Consider the following 15,867-nt stretch of genomic DNA (forward strand, 5'->3'; position numbering starts at 1 on the left):
TAAGGGACATTATGATTATCTATAGTGAAGGTTTATTAACGACCATGAACTTTCCCGAGATATGCGAATGCTAAGCAACGCGACGGACGCCTTCCAATCGTACGACTACCCGATCTCCGCCGAAGAAATCATCGAAAGCGACGGCGACATGGAACTGGAACTGCCAAACGGCACCGAGCGCCTGGGTGACGCGCTCAGTCGGTCGGCCCCGGAAACCTTCGAGAGCGCGGAAGACGCCGAGTTCGCGGCCTTTTCCGGCGTGTCGAGCAAGGCCATCGGCCGGAAGGGCTACTCCGACCGCGACCCGGTCTGCATGGGCGAGGACGGCCCCGAAGAAGTCTCGTTCTGACGACCTGACAGCTACTTCCTACTGACCGCGGCCAAACGCGGTCATCCCAGCTCTGGACGGGGCCCCCCGTCTGATTCGTTTTTCACTCATGAGCGACAGCGCTGTCGCTGTCACCGTGGGTGATAGCCATCGCTCAGTGTGAGTGCACACGCGCGAGAGAGTTACCGGTCGAGAAAATCCGGCTTGTCGACGGCGTCGGTGCTGTCGATTGACTGCTTGTCGAGCAGTTCCGAGGAGTCGAGCGCCGACGGCAGTCCGTCGCGGCCGCCGGTTGGCACGTCGCTTTCGTCGATGTACGTCTTTTCACCGTTGACCAGGTCAGCCCAGAGGGCGTCCCGGTCGGCGCTGGTCGTCTCCGCCGCTTCCTTGGCCTCGTTGCGCCCTTCGTCGTACGCGAGTTCGACCATGCTCTTGTGGTACGCCGAGTTCATCTCGGCGTAGATGGCTTCGAGCTCCTCGCGGTTGTACTCCCCGAGGCGCTCGGCGACACCGATGGCGTAGGCCCGGTCGGTGGCCTCGTCCTTGTCGAGGGCCTCCCAGTCGGTCCCGAACTCGCGCTCGTATCGACTCATGACTCCACTTTCCGATCAGCGTGGACCTGCAGCCCGGAGTCGGAGAAGGATATCTCCCGGATGTCACAGTCGATAGCGGTGCCCCGCATCTTGATGACCTGGACACCGCGGGTCATGCTCCCGTTTTCGAGGAAGTTGTGGAAGAAGATGACGCCGTGGGCAAGGTAGTGCTCGTCGCTGTACGAGGAGGGGTCGGTCATCTCGGAGATGAGCAGCGTCGTCGCGTCCGTCTGTTTCAGCGCGGAGAGAAAGCCCGTAATTTCGTCTTCGACATCATTCATGAAATGCTGCAACAGCATCGTCGAGTCGATGACGACCCGCTGGATGTCGTTCTGTCGGATGTAGGCGACCAGCCGGTTCGTCAGCCCGCCCTCGCTGCCGAACTGCGTAATCGTTCGTTTCCCGCTCTCGGTGACGAGGTTCAGGAACTGGATGGCGTCGGACTGCATCGCTCGGTCGAAGCCGAACTCGTAGCCGGCCATGTCCTGCATCAGCTCCGTCTTGGTCTCGTGCATCGTCACGTACAGGCACGTCTCGCCCTCTTTGACGCCCTGCGTGATGAACTGTGAACAGAAAGTAGTCTTCCCGCTGCCAGGTGGGCCGCTGACCACGTAGAGGCGATTCGGGAGCAACCCCCCTTCAATGAGTTCGTCGAAACCGGGGACCCCACTAGAGAGACGCATATCAGCTACCTGAGTCCGTCTGGACATATGCTTTCACCTTCTATTTTCACCGGTGATAACTTATTCGGCTGCATCAACGGTCGATAGCGCTGGGGTGACTATCAGCCAGTTCGAGCAGCCGCTCCGTCCCGGCCTCGTCGAACCGCATCGGCCGCCGCCACCACGGCCCCTTCCCCGAATCAGACGACAGCTCAGTGACCAGTTCGTTCGCGTCGGTGCCGCCGCTCGGTGCCGACAGCGGGACGACCGTGTCGTACAGTCGCGACTCGTTGGCGTTGCCACGGATGAGAACGCGAGCGTCGAAGGGGTCGCGTTTCACGTGTGCGTTCGAATCGAACTGGGCCTGTTCCTCGGACGGGAGTGAGTGGTACGCCTCGCCGGACACCGCGTCACGAGCAAGCCGGAAGTGGCCGATAATGTGGGCACCCCACTCCGGCGAGGCCCAGGCCGGACGGTCCTCGACAGTCGAGAGCGTCGCGTAGAAAAACAGGTAGTCGCCGGCCGAGAGTTCCGAAAGCGGCCCCGCCTTCACGCCATGTTCGTCGCCGTAGGTGTAGCGTTCGCCGCCGGCCTCCGGAAACTCCGGGTCGAAGTGGACCGGCTGGTCGGCCACCGCAGAAACGTCGGTCCGCAGGTCGAGGTCACCGTAGGTCGGCACGGGTTCGCTGGTCGGTTTCGACTCGGGTATCGGGATGTATTCGAAGGAACCGTCGGGAAACAGCGGGCCGCGAAAACCGGGCTCGTTCGTGTTGGCTCCGACGTTGATGGCGACGCTTCGCATACGTGACCGTCGGCGGGCGCAACAAAAGGACTGCCGGCACGCCGTCGCCAGTTACTGTCGGTCCGGCGGCTGGAGGTCCCGCTGGAACTCGTCGAACTGCTCCAGCCCCTCGGGCAGGTCAACGGATAGTTGCCGCTCGGCACGGCGGTCGACGTTCGCCCCCTCGATAGGCTCCGCGACAGACTCCCAGCCGTCCTTGACGGTCAGTGACTTCGCCGGCGTGCCCGCAGCGATGTGGTGGGCAGGGATGTCCTTGCCGGCGATGGACTTCGCCGCGAGGATGGCGTTTTCCCCGACCTTGACGCCCGCCCGGACCATCGAGTCGTAGGTCAGGCGCACGTCGTCCTCGATGATGGTGTGGTAGTTGTCGACCTGCGTCTGGTCGACGGCGTCGTGGTCGTGGCTGTAGACGTGGGTGTCATCGGAGATAGAGACGCGGTCACCGATAGTGAGTTTCCCGCGGTCGTCAAGGTGGACATCGTCGTGGACGACGACGTTGTCGCCGATTTCGATGTTGTGGCCGTAGGTGAAACTGATACCCTTGAAGAACCGACAGCCCTCGCCACAGGAGTCAAAGAGGTGGTCGGCGAGCATCCGCCGGAACCGAAGTGCGAACTCGACGTTGTCCGCCATCGGCGTCGCGTCGAACTGCCGCCAGAGCCACTGCAGGTGCTTCGAGCGTTTGAACCGCTCCTCGTCTTTCTCGGCGTAGTACTCGCTTTCGAGGGTCGTGTTACAGGGGTCATACCCCTGAAGCCGGACCCGCTCGGCCGGGGAGATATCCGCGCCGTCCTGCCAGCGCTCGTAGGCCTCCCGGTCGCCGTGCAGGTCGACGAGCACGTCGGTGACAACATCACAGGTATCCTCGTCGCCGGAAAGGCGTTCGTCGACTTCGTCGATAAACGCCCTGAGCCCCTCTTCGGCGAGCGGCGGCAGCGACACGTGACGCTTCGTCATGTCGAAGACGTAGTCTCGCGGGCAGATAGGGGTTTCCGTTACGTGGGACCCATCCGATAACGTCCGCGTCACGACACCGTGTGACACTCGGTTCGGCGAGCAAGCCACAGTTAAGACGCCACCGCTCCACGCGACGACATGGTCAGGTCGGACTTCATCATGGAGGTACGGCGCTACATTATCAACCCCACAGAGCGCCGACTACGAGCGCCCTGGCGGGTCACGGTCTGGCTGTTTCTCACCGGGTTCGGCCTCATCGTCACCGCAGGCCTTGTGGGACTAGTGGGGGGCCTGGCGAACCTGTCCGGGCCGACGTTCGTCGTCGGCCGACAGATCAGCGTCTTCGCCGCCGGAACGGCTATCGCGGTCGGAATCGGCTATCTGCTCGACCGACGGACGCTCGCCGACTACGGGCTGGGGTTGGACCGACAGTGGTGGCGCGACGCGGCCTTCGGACTCGGACTCGGTATCGGGCTTCCAACACTTGTACTGCTTGTCGAACTGGCCGTCGGATTCGTCGAGGTCAGCGTCGCCCTCGCAACCGTTGACAGCGGGCTGCTTCCCCTGACGGCGTTCGGACCGCCGGTCGCCGTTCTCATTCTCGGGGCGTTCTTCCTCGTCCAGGCGACCGCCGAGGAGGTACTCGTCCGCGGCTACCTCCTGACGAACGCGGCCGAGGGGCTCGTCAGCTGGATCGGCAAGCGACGTGCAATCATCGCCGCGACGGCGCTGACGGGCGCGCTGTTCGGCGTCCTCCACTGGACGAACCCCAGCGCCTCGCTGCTCAGCGTGACCAACATCACCCTCTATGGCCTCCTGCTTGGTGCGTGCTACATCCTGACCGGTCGGCTCGGGGTCGCCACCGGCTTCCACGTCGCCTGGAACTACACGCTCGCGTTGCTCGATTTCCCCGTCAGCGGCCTGCGGATGGGCGTGTCCCTGCTCTCGACTGACGCAACCGGCCCCACGCTACTGACTGGCGGCGAGTTCGGCCCCGAAGGCGGACTCATCGCTCTCCCCCTGCTCGGCGTCGGCGGGGCCGCGCTGTACTGGTGGGTCCGCCGCGAGTACGGCGCAGTCGAACTGCTGGACGACATCGCCACCCCCGACCTCCGGATTCGGACACGGTCCGATACCGCAAACCAAGACGGCTAAGTGGACAGCGCCGCTACGTCGGGTATGGAATACGCGACACTCGGAAACTCCGGCGTCGAGGTCTCAGAGGTCGGCTTCGGTGCCTGGGTCGTCGGCACGGACTGGTGGGGCGACCGCACTCACGAGGACGCCATCGACATGGTCCAGCACGCGCTTGAGGAGGACGTGACGTTCTTCGACACCGGCGACGTGTACGGCCACGGCGACAGCGAGGAGATCATCGGCGAGGCGCTGGCAGAACACCGCGAGGAAGTCACCGTCTCGACGAAGATCGGGTACGACTTCTACAACAACCCCCAGGCCGGCCACGGCGAACTCCCGAAGAAAGTCACGCCGGAGTGGGTCCACACCGCCGTCGACCGCTCGCTCGACCGCCTCGGCATGGACCACGTCGAACTGCTGATGCTGCACAACGCCAACGTCGACGAGGTCGACGAGGACGTGCTGGAAGCGCTCGACGAACTCCGCGAGGAAGGCAAGGTCGAGGCCATCGGCTGGGCGCTCGGCCCCTCCATCGGCTGGCTCGCCGAGGGCGACGCCGCCGTCGCCAACGAGTTCGACGCGCTCCAGACCGTCTTTAACCTCTTCGAGCAGACCCCCGGCCAGCACTTCATCGACACCATCCGCGAGCAAAACGCCGACACGTCGATTCTCGCCCGTGTCCCTCACTCCTCGGGCCTGCTGAACGAGCAGGTGACCCCCAAGACGGAGTTCGAGGCCGACGACCACCGCGCGCACCGGCCTACGGAATGGTACGAGACCGGCTTCGAGAAGCTGGAGACCCTGCGGTTCTTAGAGCGCGACGGCGAGCGGACGATGGGCCAGGCCGCCATCCAGTGGCTCCTCTATCACGACGAGGTGGCGTCGGTCACGCCGACGTTCCGGACCAACGCCGACATCGACGAGTGGGCCGGCGCGCCCGACACGCCGCCGCTCAGCGACGAGGAGTACGAGCGCGTGCAGGACCTGTACGCCGACAACTTCGGTATCGACCGCGACGACGGGATGGACGCCCTGCGCTCGTCGGTCGGCGGTGCGGACCTCGAAGAGACCGGCATGAAATCCGCCGGGGACTGACGGCGAGGCGTTGTAGCGCCGACACATAGGCCACGACAGACCGGGCAACTGTGTCCGCCGCTTCAAACGGATTTTCTGCCAAATCATCAGTCCAGCCGACCAGCGACCCGGGACGCTGAAATCTCCAGTCGATACCTGACCCCTGAAAGTCACCAGCAACCGGACAGCTATCTGTCGGTTCTCCGGTTGTACCCCTCTGTTTCGACAGGAGATGTCCCGCCGTCCGGCGGTTAGGGTGGTGGCGTTTCACATTCACTCCGGTCCGTCAGACAGCCGCAAGACGCTGGACGGGAGCGGGTTCGAGGTGAAACGGAGGGGTTCGAAACGCGGGAGCAATCCACATGCCAGTCTGGATGGTTTGCGAGCAGTGACATGAACCGACGCAGAAAACAGCGGGCGACGGCGGTCCCGACGAATGTAAATTACTCGTCCAGCAGGCCGTCTTCTTCGACGCGCATGACGCCTTCGCCGTCCGGGAGGTTCGGCGCGTCGACGAGCTTGACGATCCGTTTGTTCCCCTTGGACTTGCGGAGGTACATCCGGAACGTCGACGTGTGGCCGAGGATGTTGCCACCGATAGGCTGGGTCGGGTCACCGAAGAAGGAGTCGGGGTTGGAGGCGACCTGGTTGGTGACGACGACGGCAGTATTGTTGAGGTCGCCCACCCGCATCAGGTCGTGGAGGTGCTTGTTGAGCTTCTGCTGGCGGTCGGCGAGTTCGCCACGGCCGACGTACTCGGCGCGGAAGTGCGCAGTCAGCGAGTCGACGGCGAGCAGTCGGACGGGGAACTCCTCGTCCTGGCTCTCGCTGGCGATCTCCTGGGCCTTCTCAGCCAGGAGGATCTGGTGGTTAGAGTTGAACGCCTTCGCGACGTGGATCTTCTCCAAGACGGAGGCGACGAGGTTATCCAGCTGGGCCTCGTCGGTTGGGTCCGCGTCGTCCGCCTCCTCAACGATACCGTGGAGGACCAGCGTGTCGGCCAGTACCTCGTCGTCGAGGCCCTTGACCATCTGTTCGATACGCTCGGGTCGGAACGTGTCTTCGGAGTCGACGAAGATAGCGCTGCCTTCCAGCCCGCCGTGTTCGGCCGGGAGCTGGACGTTGACCGAGAGCTGGTGGGTCACCTGGGACTTGCCAGCCCCGAACTCGCCGTACACCTCGGTGATGGACTGGGTCTCGACGCCCCCGCCCAGCAGGTCGTCTACCTCGTCGACGCCCCAGGAGAGCTTCCCGATCTGCTCGCGGCGTTCGAGCACCGTTGAGCCGGTCTCGAAGCCGCCGATGTCGGCCGCCTCGCGGGCCGCGTTGATGATGTCGGCCGCCGACGACTCGCCGATGTCGGCCGTGTTCGACAGTTCCCCGGGGGAGGCGACCGCAATACCCTGGTAGGAGTCGTAGCCGTTCTCTTCGAGTTTCTCTGCTGTCGCCGGACCGACACCCGGCAGCTCTTCGAGGTCCTCACTTGCGGACATGGACATGCCTTGTGCGTCCGGGGGTATAAAGCCTCGTTAACACCAGAGTGAAAGTGAAAGTGCCGGACAGCAATGGGATGGTACGGGACGGAATCGGGAGTTTTAGAAGTGAAGGGTATCGGAATGCGGTGGAAAGGGGCTCAGGTCGGCCGAGGTAGACGAGCAGGAGCGCCCCGACGAGGGTGGGGCCAGTCAGCGCCGCCCTCGTTCGGCCGAACGTGGTCACTGACGGCGACGCCGCCGTCGGTCATCTCACTCCCAGGGATGGTAACCGGGGCGGTCGGGCCACAGCGGGTACCAGTACTCCTTGTCGTCCTCGACGGTGATTTCGTCGCTGAGGTTGCTGTCCAGTTTGAACTCGGCGGACGTGTTGCGCTCGTGGCTGTCGTGGGGGTCCGGCGCGAACGGGTAGTACGCGCCCCGGCGGAAGGAGTACACCCAGTAGACGGTCTGGTCGTCGCGCGCATGCTCGAACGCGAACAGGGCAGCGAGCAGGCGTGAGCCATAGCGCCGCTCGACAAGCGTGTCCGCGGCGAAGTGAATCGACGTGAGCAGGTCCTCGAAGTCGTCGTCGTGGAGGACGACCCACTGGTAGCCGTGGTCGTCAGTCTCGAAGGTGGCCCGTGTGCCCGTCTCGACCATCCCGGCGTCGAGGATGGATTCGACTTCGTCGACGGCGTCCTGGAAGTCCGTGCTGTCCACGTCGGCGAAACACAGCGCCGCCTCGCCGGTCGACTCGTACCCCAGGTCGGCCTCCATCGTGATGTAGGCGGTACTCATCCCGAACAGGTCGTCAGGGTCGGCATCGCGCGTCGCGTCGGCCTCGGCTTTCACCCCGAGGACGCTCTTGAGTCCGTCGAGCAGTCCCATATGCGAGTCCCTACGGGCCGGGGACCAAGGTGGTTTGTGTCTCGAGTAGTTGATGGGGTTGTGTCCGAAGACAAGGACAACTGTTCTAACGGCCAGAAAGCCCCGTCTGTCTGAACTCGGGGGACTCGCTGCGCGTTTCACTCACTCCGTTCGTTCCAGTGCTTACGTCGTCCGCCATCGTTCAGACAGCCACCGGGAGACCGGAAATCTCCCGAGCAGTCGGCGCACAGCGCCGACAACGCCCCTTTCAGTCCCGCCCGTAGCCGGTTGGTCAATCCATGCCGGGTGGGACTGGAGCGGGTTGGGAGCTTTCTGGCTCTGCACAGGAGCTACCACGAGAAGACACACTACGTTATAGCCGACAGTCAGAAAACCAACCGAGCTAGCGCCCTTCGAGTTCGCGTTCGAGGTCCTGCAAGCGGTCGATGCGCTTCTCCGTCGAGGGATGCGTGCTGAACAGTTGGCCGATCCAGCCAACCCTGATGGGGATGATGAAGAAGGCGTTCATCTCCGCCTGGTCGCGCATGTCCTCTTTGGGAACTTTGTCCATCCGGCCGTCGATTTTCATCAGCGCGTTCGCGAGGGCGGCGGGTTTGCCGGTAATCATCGCCCCGCCGCGGTCGGCGGCGTACTCGCGGTAGCGGCTAAGCGCCCGAATCAGGAGGAAGGAGACGACCCAGACGACCAGCGAGATGAGGATGGCGACGATGACCGGCACCTGCTGGCCGCCGCGTTCGCGGCCGCCGCTGAACAGCCAGCCCCACCGGACGATAAGGAAGGCAATCGTCGAGAGGAACGACGCGATGGTCATCACCATCACGTCGCGGTTCTTGATGTGGGCCAGTTCGTGGGCGAGAACCCCCTCCAGTTCGTCCTGGTCCAGCGTGTCCATGATGCCCGTCGTCACGCAGACGGCCGAACTGCTCTTGGACCGACCGGTGGCGAAGGCGTTGGGCACCCGGGAGTCGGCGACGGCGACTTTCGGCTTCGGGAGGTCGGCCTGCTGGGAGAGGCGGTCGACCATCCGGTGGAGTTCGGGGTACTCCTCCGGTTCGACCGTCCGGGCTCCCATCGAGTACAGGGCGAGCTTGTCGCTGAAGAAGAACTGCGCGCCGAGGAACAGTCCCATGACGACCACGATGAGCGCGAGGTTGCTGAAATACAGCGTGAGCGCTCCGAGGAAGACGATGTACAGCGCGAACAGCAGGAACATCGTCAGGGCCATGCGGCCGCGGAGCCCCCAGTCTGTTTGCCACTCCATACCCAGTGATAGACGGGCGACACTCTAAAACCTCGCCATCGTGTGAAAGCGCCACACGGCAGGCGGCCGACCCCGACAGGTGGAACACACGGCTTAAACGGTTCAGTACAGTACAACAGTGTAATGAGCCGGTCGGGAGAGTTCTGTCCACGCTGCGGCGACGAGATACCGGAGGGCACCGACGAGCGCCCGGAGTTAGCGGGTGCTGGCGGTCAGCGCAACTCCGAGCACGTCCTCTGTGACGCCTGTTACTTCGAGGAGTTCGACCTGGTGGACGCCCCCGACACCATCCAGGTTCGGGTCTGTTCGCGATGTGGCGCGGTCCACAAGGGGAACCGCTGGGTCGACATCGGTGCGGAGGACTACACCGACATCGCCGTCGAGCAGGTCAGCGAAGCGCTGGGGATTCACGTCGACGCCCAGTCGGTCGCCTGGCAGGTCGCTCCCGAGCAACTCGACAAGAACAACATCCGCATGCACGCGGAGTTCTCCGGCGTCATCCGCGGGACGCCGGTCACCGAGGAAGTCACCGTCCCCGTCCGCATCTCCCGGCAGACGTGCAAGCGCTGCGGGAAAATCGCTGGCGGCTCCTTCGCCAGCATCGTCCAGGTGCGGGCCGACGAGCGCGTGCCGACCGACGACGAGCGCGAGCGGGCCGAAGAAATCGCTCAGGAGTACGTCGCCGCCCGCGAGGAGACTGGCGACCGCAACGCCTTCATCACCGAGACAAAGACCGTCGACGACGGGCTGGACATGAAGATTTCGACCAACCAGATGGGGCTTGGCATCGCCAAGCGCATCACCGCCCAGCTGGGGGGCTCCTACTCCGATTCCCGGCGGCTTATCTCCGAGGACGAGGACGGCCAGGAGCTGTACCGGATGACCTACGCCGTCCGGCTGCCACGGTATCGCCAGGGCGAGGTCATCGACCCGGAGGACGGCGACGGCCCGGTGCTGGTCCGCTCGGTCCAGGGGAATCTCAAGGGCGTTCGTTTGACGACCGGCGAGGACTACGAGGCCAGTTTCGAGGAGGGCGAGACGCCCGACGCCAGACGGCTGGGGTTCCGCGAGGACAGCCAACAGACCACACTCGTCGCCGTCGAGGACGACAACGCCGTCCAGGTGTTAGACCCCGAAACGTTCGAGAGCAAGACCGTCCCGCGGCCGGCGTACCTCGACACCGACGCCGACGAAGTGCCGGTGCTGAAGAGCCACGCCGGGCTGCACGTCCTCCCAGCCGATGGGGAGGACACGGATACCGATGAGTGACGACAGTTCCGGCCGCGAGACGGGCGAGACAGACGAGCAGCGCCTCGCCGCTGTCGTCGACAAACTCCGCTCGCAGGCAGCCATCGAATCCCTGCGGGCCGAGGGCGTCTACGACGACACCAGAAGCGTCACCGAGTGGACCGAGGACAGCGTCGCTATTCCGGTAACTGCCCCGCCACAGGAGACCCAGTTCCGGGAGGTCGTCCGGCAGGTCGGCGAGCGCCGCCTCAAGACCCTCGATGACCACCTCCGGGAGCGGGGCTGGACCGACGAGGAGATCGCCGCCGCGCCGAGTTCCTGGGCCGTCCTTGGCTCCGTCGTGCTGGTCGACATCGGCGACAGCCCCCGACCGGCAGAGGTCGGCGAGGCGCTGCTTGCCCTCCACGGCGAGGCCGAAACGGTGCTGGCCCGCCACGGCATCTCCGGCGAGCACCGCGAACCCAGCGTCGAGGTCATCGCCGGCGACGGCGACACAGAGACGGTCCACACCGAACACGGCACGCACTACGCGATGGATCTCGCGGAAGTGATGTTTTCGCCCGGGAACAAGGCCGAGCGGGCGCGGATGGGAGAAACCGTCGCGGCGGGCGAGCGCGTGCTGGATATGTTCGCCGGCATCGGCTACTTCACGCTCCCGATGGCCCGCGCCGGCGCGCAGGTCACCGCCGTCGAACGCAATCCGACGGCGTTTCGCTTTCTCGTCGAGAACGTTATGCTGAACGACGTGGACGAGCGAGTTCATCCGTATCGGGCCGACTGTCAGGAAGTCGTCCCGGGGTTCGCCGAGGAAGGACGGGCCGACCGAATCGTGATGGGCTACTATGAAGCACACGAGTACCTCGACAGCGCGCTCGACGCGCTCGCGTCCGGTGGCGTCCTCCACATGCACGAAGCGACGCCGGACGCGCTGGTGTTCGACCGACCCATCGAGCGACTGGAGGCGGCCGCCGCCGAAGCCGACCGGGAAGTAGAGATTCTGGACACCCGACGGGTCAAGGAGTACAGCGAGGGCGTCGCCCACGTCGTCGTCGACGCTCGGGTGCAGTAACCCGACCGGTCGCCGGACACCGACAGTGACGGTGCTGCTGTGCAGAGCTATCATAAGTCTGAACGTTGTCTCCGGCTGTCGATACCGGACCGAGCGGCGGTCCGTGAAAAATGAGTTGACAGGTGTATCTTGTTCAAAAGTAGTGTCTGAAGCCCAGTTTTTGCGCTTTCTTCGTCATACCCGTCACCGGAACACTCGTTCACCGGCGAATTTGGGAGAGAGTTCTGTCGCAGTTCCGCCGAATTAATGTCAGAGTTCGGAAAATTGGTTTAGGGTGGTGGTGTCTCTGTGTAGTCGAAGCCATGAACCCAACCGACGATACATCCGACCGGACGCGGCGCGCATTCCTCGGCACGACTGCCACCCTCAGCCTGGCCGCACTCGCCGGCTGTGCGGGCAGTGACAGCGGCTCGAGTAGCACGGTGACCGAGTCGATGGAGACGGAGGAGATGGAGACGGAGACCATGGAGACCGACACCATGGAGGAGACGGACACGCCAATGCCGCCAGCCGACGACGTGCCGATTCTCAACTACGCGCTCACCTTAGAGCACTTGGAGAACGCCTTCTACCGCGAGGGCCTTGAGACGTTCAGCGACGAGGAACTGATGAACGCCGACGTGCTCGCGTCGTTCGACGAGCGCGTGCGCATGGAGGTGCCGGAGTACCTGCAGGTCGTCGGCGAGCACGAGGCCGCCCACGTCGCCGCCATCAGCGACACCGTCGAGAGCCTGCACGGCACCCCCATCGAAGAGGGGGAGTACGACTTCGGCTACGAGACCCCCAGCGAGTTCCTCGCCGTCGCCAAAGCCCTCGAAAATACCGGCGTCGCTGCCTACGCCGGTGCCGCGCCGATGGTCGTCGATAACGACATCCTGGGTGCCGCCGCCGGCATCCACAGCGTCGAGGCCCGCCACGCGAGTTTCCTGAACCTCGTCAACGGCGACAGCCCCTACCCCAATGCCGTCGACGAAGCCAGTTCGATGGAAGAGGTGCTGGAGGTCGCCGGCCAGTTCGTCACGAGCGAAGTGGACCCGAGCGTCTACGAACTCGATGACGACCGCGCGACCCACGACCGCAAGGCCGACGACGACACCTCCGACGTGGACGTTCTGAACTACGCGCTGACGCTCGAACACTTAGAGAACGCCTTCTACCGCGAGGGCTTGGAGACGTTCAGCGACGACGAACTGCTGAACGCCGACGTGCTGTCCTCGCTCGGCGAGGACCTCCGGATGACCGTGCCCGACCGCCTCGCCACGGCCGGCGAGCACGAGGCCGCCCACGTCGCCGCCATCAGCGACACCGTCGAGCAACTCGGCGGCTCCCCTGTCGAGGAAGCCGAGTACGACTTCGGCTACGAGACCCCCAGCGAGTTCCTCGCTGTCGCCAAAGCCCTCGAAAACACCGGCGTCGCCGCCTACAAGGGGGCTGCGCCGACGGTGTCTAACGACAACGTGTTCTCGGCCGCCATCGCCATTCACAGCGTCGAGGCCCGTCACGCCGCCTTCCTCAACGAACTCAACGACGAGTCGCCGTTCCCGGCCGGCGTCGACGAACCACAGACGATGTCCGAGGTCACCGAAATCGCCGGGCAGTTTATTGTCGAGAGCTAACGGTGGTTGGTGACCCAGTCGACGGCCTTAGGTAGGCTGCTTGAGTGGGCCATAGCAATGGAGGCCGTCCTCTGGTACGTGCTCGCGGGGACGCGCGGTGGCTACAACCGCGCCCGCATCCTGCGCTGCATCGACGAGCGGCCACGAAACCCCAACCAGCTCGCGGAGGACTTAGACCTCAATTACGACACCGTCCGGCATCACCTCGACGTGCTGACCGACAACGAGGTGGTGACCGCAAGCGGCGACGACTATGGGGCGGTGTACCTGCCGTCGGAGACGGTCCGTAACCACTGGTCCCTCGTCGAAGAGATACTCGAGACACTAGACAATGATTGAGACCCACGACAGCCCCGAGACGACTACCGACCCGCGCAGGGAGGCAAACAGATGAGCCTCTGGCTCGACCTGGCGCGCGTCGCAAGTGCCGCGAACGTGCTGTTGCTCCTCGTCCTCGGCTCAGTGTGGGTGAAGAGCTATCTCCGCCTGCGGTCGAAACATACCCTCGGGATGGTGCTGTTCGCGGCGATTCTCTGCATCGAGAACGGGTTCGCGCTGTACGTCTACTTCCTCGACCCGATACTGACAGCGTGGTTCAGCAACCAGGTGCCGGACCCCGCGTGGCAGGCGATGGTCGTGTTTCACGCCCTGGAAACGGCCGCCCTGGTGTTTCTGGCGTGGGTCACACTCGACTGAGCGAGTCGTATGTTGTGACTGGGGATGACAGCTTCTGGGGTAGCAAGGCGGATTTGCCGCTAACTCAAAAAATCCAGAGAATCGGTCGTAACGCCTAATTAGGCGAGTACTCAAGAGCAGCCATGGACAGACAACAGATTATCGCTATCATACTGGTCGGCCTGATGGTCGGGTCGTCCGTGGTGTACGGATTAGCCTTCGCCTTCTTCTAGTCCCATACGTCCGAAAGCGGGTGGTTTCCGTCTCCCGACCGCGAGCGCGAACGGTCGTGCCGGCGTTTCGTCCCCGAACTGAGTCCCGCAAGCGCCCGGTCCGGCGCGAACCGCGGCAGGTCGGGTTCCGAGAGCCGGTCGACCTGGGCGCGGAACCAGTCCGGCATGTCGTGCTCGGCGCGGTCAAAGAGGTCGAGCAGCGACGAGTCCGCGAGATACGTCGCGCCGTGGTCGTTGGGCGCGCGGACGACGCGGCCACAGGCCTGGATGACCGTCCGCAACGCCGTCCGATAGTACCAGCCCCACTGGTCGTCTTCGAGCCGTCGGGCGACGCGGGAATCGCGGGTGTTGGGATAGGGGGCCTTACAGAGGACCTGCCAGCGACACAGGTCGCCTTCGAGGTCGAGGGCTTCCTCCATCTTCACCGAGAGGAACACGTCGGGGTTGTCGCTACGCTTCCAGGCGGATAATGCTCCGTCCCGGCCGTCTTTGTCGTGAGTCCGAACGCGCGCGCCGACGCCGAAGTCGTCGAGCAGGTCCTTGAGTTGTTCCTGAATAGCGTACGAGTGACAGTGGACGAGGCCCTTCTCGTCGGGGTGGTTAGCCATGATGCGGACGATAGTTCTGGCAATGTCGGGCAGCGTGTCGTCGCGCTGCTCGTAGGTCATCTTCCCCTGGGCCACGTCGTACAGCGGCCGATTCTCGACGGGGAAGGTGTGGCCCACCTCCACGAGTGCGACATTGCTGGGGTCGAGGCCGACGTTCGCACAGAACGCTTCCTTGTTGAGGATCGTCGCCGACAGCAGGGCAAAGCGGTTGCCCCGGTCCCAGACAGTGTGTTTGAGGTAGCGCTCGGGGTTCATCGGCTTGATCGTCACCGGCGCGTGCTCGCCGTCGGCCTGGTCGACGACCCAGGTGGTCGCGCTCTCGGTGTCTGTGTAGTCCTCACGGAACCACCCGAGGTCCTGCCGAAGCGTGTTCAGCGAGTCCCGTTCAGCAACTTCCTCACCAGTCAACTCCGCCTTCTGTCGCAGTTCCTTCACACGGCGCTCGGCGAGGTGTTCGACGCGCTCGGTGAAGGCAACAGCCTCGTCCAGCCCATCGATGTCGGGCACGTCGATATCGTTCCACATCGGAATCGACTGCGGCGAGAGGTCGATGGTGGCGTACATCTCGGCCCACTCGCCCAGGCCGTGGGCCTCGTCAATGACGACCACGTCGCGTTTCCCGAACACGTCGCTGCCGGCGGTCTGCATGAAATAGGCCAGCGTCATCGCGGCGATGCGCCGGTTCGATGCGATAGCGCGGTCGGAGAAGTACGGACAGCGGTGTTTGACCTGGCAGTCGAATTTTCGTTCGCGCACGCACGGCGCCTGGTTCACCGGCGTGTCCGTCTCACCAGGGAGGATGCAGTCGTAGTTGTTCTTCCCGCGGATGACACAGAGGTCCTCCAGCAGGGCGTCCTCGGCCACGTCGTCGAGCTGGGAGACCTGCGGCGTGGTGTAGTAGGCGTCGATGACCTGCTCGGCGGCGGCCTCGCCTGCGGTCCGAGCACAGCCGGCAATGGCCCGGGCGAGCAGGGACTTGCCGCTGCCGGTCGGCGCACGAACGAGGACCACGTCTTTGCCGCTCTCGAAGGCCGCACGGATATCGGCCAGGGCCTGCTTCTGATTGCCCCGGTAGGACGGGGCCGGGAACTCGTCGGTAATCCGCGCGGGGTACACGCCAGAAGGCAACGGACGAGGCGGCCTAAACCTTTCTTGTCGTCGGGTGAGCGTCGGCCAGCTATGAGATATTATCGGGATGAGTCGTGTTCACAGGCCCACGGTCGTGGTACTGCAACTCTCGG

The 15,867-nt window shown here is 64.2% G+C and carries 16 protein-coding genes; 8 read left to right on the forward strand and 8 right to left on the reverse strand.

All coding sequences use genetic code 11. From position 1 onward, the window contains the following. The first annotated feature begins 61 nt into the window (after positions 1-61). On the forward strand, positions 62-349 hold the full coding sequence (locus tag Harman_RS07425; RefSeq protein ID WP_137683187.1) for a DUF5789 family protein: 288 nt from the start codon (positions 62-64) through the stop codon (positions 347-349). Positions 350-510: 161 nt separating this feature from the next. Here the strand turns inward: Harman_RS07425 and Harman_RS07430 are convergent, their stop codons facing one another. From Harman_RS07430 to Harman_RS07445, 4 genes are all read right to left on the reverse strand, one after another. Then, positions 511-921, reverse strand: a complete 411-nt coding sequence (locus tag Harman_RS07430; protein ID WP_137683188.1) for a hypothetical protein — start codon at positions 919-921, stop codon at positions 511-513. Continuing rightward, positions 918-1,604 (reverse strand): RAD55 family ATPase, encoded by a 687-nt coding sequence (locus Harman_RS07435; protein WP_137683189.1) that lies wholly within the window; start codon positions 1,602-1,604, stop codon positions 918-920. The genes Harman_RS07430 and Harman_RS07435 overlap by 4 nt, the downstream gene beginning before the upstream one ends. A 73-nt stretch (positions 1,605-1,677) precedes the next feature. After that, a complete protein-coding gene (locus tag Harman_RS07440) occupies positions 1,678-2,385 on the reverse strand; it encodes an Nmad3 family putative nucleotide modification protein (RefSeq protein ID WP_137683190.1) in 708 nt (235 codons plus the stop codon). A gap of 51 nt (positions 2,386-2,436) precedes the next feature. After that, the gene (locus tag Harman_RS07445) at positions 2,437-3,342 is read right to left on the reverse strand and encodes an acyltransferase (protein WP_137683191.1); all 906 of its coding nucleotides are present in this window, start codon (positions 3,340-3,342) and stop codon (positions 2,437-2,439) included. Positions 3,343-3,480: 138 nt separating this feature from the next. Between Harman_RS07445 and Harman_RS07450 the strand changes: the two genes are divergently transcribed. Further along, a complete protein-coding gene (locus Harman_RS07450) occupies positions 3,481-4,497 on the forward strand; it encodes a CPBP family intramembrane glutamic endopeptidase (RefSeq protein ID WP_137683192.1) in 1,017 nt (338 codons plus the stop codon). Positions 4,498-4,521: 24 nt separating this feature from the next. Further along, positions 4,522-5,574 carry an aldo/keto reductase gene (locus Harman_RS07455; RefSeq protein WP_137683193.1) on the forward strand — a complete coding sequence of 351 codons (1,053 nt, stop codon included), beginning with the start codon at positions 4,522-4,524 and terminating at the stop codon, positions 5,572-5,574. A gap of 422 nt (positions 5,575-5,996) precedes the next feature. Here the strand turns inward: Harman_RS07455 and radA are convergent, their stop codons facing one another. The 3 genes from radA to htpX all read right to left on the reverse strand — a co-directional run bounded on the left by radA (position 5,997) and on the right by htpX (position 9,177). After that, positions 5,997-7,046 carry a DNA repair and recombination protein RadA gene (gene radA, locus Harman_RS07460; RefSeq protein ID WP_137683194.1) on the reverse strand — a complete coding sequence of 350 codons (1,050 nt, stop codon included), beginning with the start codon at positions 7,044-7,046 and terminating at the stop codon, positions 5,997-5,999. A gap of 252 nt (positions 7,047-7,298) precedes the next feature. Beyond that, a complete protein-coding gene (gene pspAB, locus Harman_RS07465) occupies positions 7,299-7,916 on the reverse strand; it encodes a PspA-associated protein PspAB (protein ID WP_053966954.1) in 618 nt (205 codons plus the stop codon). Positions 7,917-8,298: 382 nt separating this feature from the next. Continuing rightward, a complete protein-coding gene (gene htpX, locus Harman_RS07470) occupies positions 8,299-9,177 on the reverse strand; it encodes a zinc metalloprotease HtpX (RefSeq protein WP_137683195.1) in 879 nt (292 codons plus the stop codon). Between the two features lie 123 nt (positions 9,178-9,300). Between htpX and Harman_RS07475 the strand changes: the two genes are divergently transcribed. The 5 genes from Harman_RS07475 (at position 9,301) to Harman_RS07495 (ending at position 13,806) form a co-directional block, all read left to right on the forward strand. After that, positions 9,301-10,446: a 60S ribosomal export protein NMD3 gene (locus Harman_RS07475; protein ID WP_137683196.1), complete on the forward strand. Its 1,146-nt coding sequence runs from the start codon at positions 9,301-9,303 to the stop codon at positions 10,444-10,446. Further along, entirely contained in the window at positions 10,439-11,494 is a 1,056-nt protein-coding gene (locus Harman_RS07480) for a class I SAM-dependent methyltransferase (protein ID WP_137683197.1), read from the forward strand. The genes Harman_RS07475 and Harman_RS07480 overlap by 8 nt, the downstream gene beginning before the upstream one ends. 302 nt (positions 11,495-11,796) lie before the next feature. Beyond that, positions 11,797-13,110, forward strand: coding sequence for a ferritin-like domain-containing protein (locus Harman_RS07485; RefSeq protein ID WP_137683198.1), 1,314 nt, complete (start codon positions 11,797-11,799; stop codon positions 13,108-13,110). 57 nt (positions 13,111-13,167) lie between these two features. Beyond that, the gene (locus tag Harman_RS07490) at positions 13,168-13,449 is read left to right on the forward strand and encodes an ArsR/SmtB family transcription factor (RefSeq protein WP_137683199.1); all 282 of its coding nucleotides are present in this window, start codon (positions 13,168-13,170) and stop codon (positions 13,447-13,449) included. Between the two features lie 51 nt (positions 13,450-13,500). Then, positions 13,501-13,806 (forward strand): hypothetical protein, encoded by a 306-nt coding sequence (locus Harman_RS07495; RefSeq protein WP_137683200.1) that lies wholly within the window; start codon positions 13,501-13,503, stop codon positions 13,804-13,806. A 208-nt stretch (positions 13,807-14,014) separates the two neighbouring features. Here the strand turns inward: Harman_RS07495 and Harman_RS07500 are convergent, their stop codons facing one another. Next, positions 14,015-15,742 (reverse strand): ATP-dependent DNA helicase, encoded by a 1,728-nt coding sequence (locus tag Harman_RS07500; RefSeq protein WP_137683201.1) that lies wholly within the window; start codon positions 15,740-15,742, stop codon positions 14,015-14,017. Between the last annotated feature and the right edge of the window lie 125 nt (positions 15,743-15,867).

Source organism: Haloarcula mannanilytica, from assembly GCF_005406125.1.
In the GTDB taxonomy this organism is placed as follows: domain Archaea; phylum Halobacteriota; class Halobacteria; order Halobacteriales; family Haloarculaceae; genus Haloarcula; species Haloarcula mannanilytica.

Excerpts from the sequence above, each read along its gene's own strand:
- Harman_RS07445 (WP_137683191.1), bottom strand. The coding sequence starts at position 3,342 with ATGACGAAGCGTCACGTGTCGCTGCCGCCGCTCGCCGAAGAGGGGCTC.
- Harman_RS07435 (WP_137683189.1), bottom strand. The coding sequence starts at position 1,604 with ATGCGTCTCTCTAGTGGGGTCCCCGGTTTCGACGAACTCATTGAAGGG.
- Harman_RS07450 (WP_137683192.1), top strand. The coding sequence starts at position 3,481 with ATGGTCAGGTCGGACTTCATCATGGAGGTACGGCGCTACATTATCAAC.
- Harman_RS07440 (WP_137683190.1), bottom strand. The coding sequence starts at position 2,385 with ATGCGAAGCGTCGCCATCAACGTCGGAGCCAACACGAACGAGCCCGGT.
- Harman_RS07485 (WP_137683198.1), top strand. The coding sequence starts at position 11,797 with ATGAACCCAACCGACGATACATCCGACCGGACGCGGCGCGCATTCCTC.
- Harman_RS07490 (WP_137683199.1), top strand. The coding sequence starts at position 13,168 with ATGGAGGCCGTCCTCTGGTACGTGCTCGCGGGGACGCGCGGTGGCTAC.
- Harman_RS07430 (WP_137683188.1), bottom strand. The coding sequence starts at position 921 with ATGAGTCGATACGAGCGCGAGTTCGGGACCGACTGGGAGGCCCTCGAC.
- Harman_RS07480 (WP_137683197.1), top strand. The coding sequence starts at position 10,439 with ATGAGTGACGACAGTTCCGGCCGCGAGACGGGCGAGACAGACGAGCAG.
- radA (WP_137683194.1), bottom strand. The coding sequence starts at position 7,046 with ATGTCCGCAAGTGAGGACCTCGAAGAGCTGCCGGGTGTCGGTCCGGCG.
- htpX (WP_137683195.1), bottom strand. The coding sequence starts at position 9,177 with ATGGAGTGGCAAACAGACTGGGGGCTCCGCGGCCGCATGGCCCTGACG.
- Harman_RS07425 (WP_137683187.1), top strand. The coding sequence starts at position 62 with ATGCGAATGCTAAGCAACGCGACGGACGCCTTCCAATCGTACGACTAC.
- pspAB (WP_053966954.1), bottom strand. The coding sequence starts at position 7,916 with ATGGGACTGCTCGACGGACTCAAGAGCGTCCTCGGGGTGAAAGCCGAG.
- Harman_RS07475 (WP_137683196.1), top strand. The coding sequence starts at position 9,301 with ATGAGCCGGTCGGGAGAGTTCTGTCCACGCTGCGGCGACGAGATACCG.
- Harman_RS07495 (WP_137683200.1), top strand. The coding sequence starts at position 13,501 with ATGAGCCTCTGGCTCGACCTGGCGCGCGTCGCAAGTGCCGCGAACGTG.
- Harman_RS07455 (WP_137683193.1), top strand. The coding sequence starts at position 4,522 with ATGGAATACGCGACACTCGGAAACTCCGGCGTCGAGGTCTCAGAGGTC.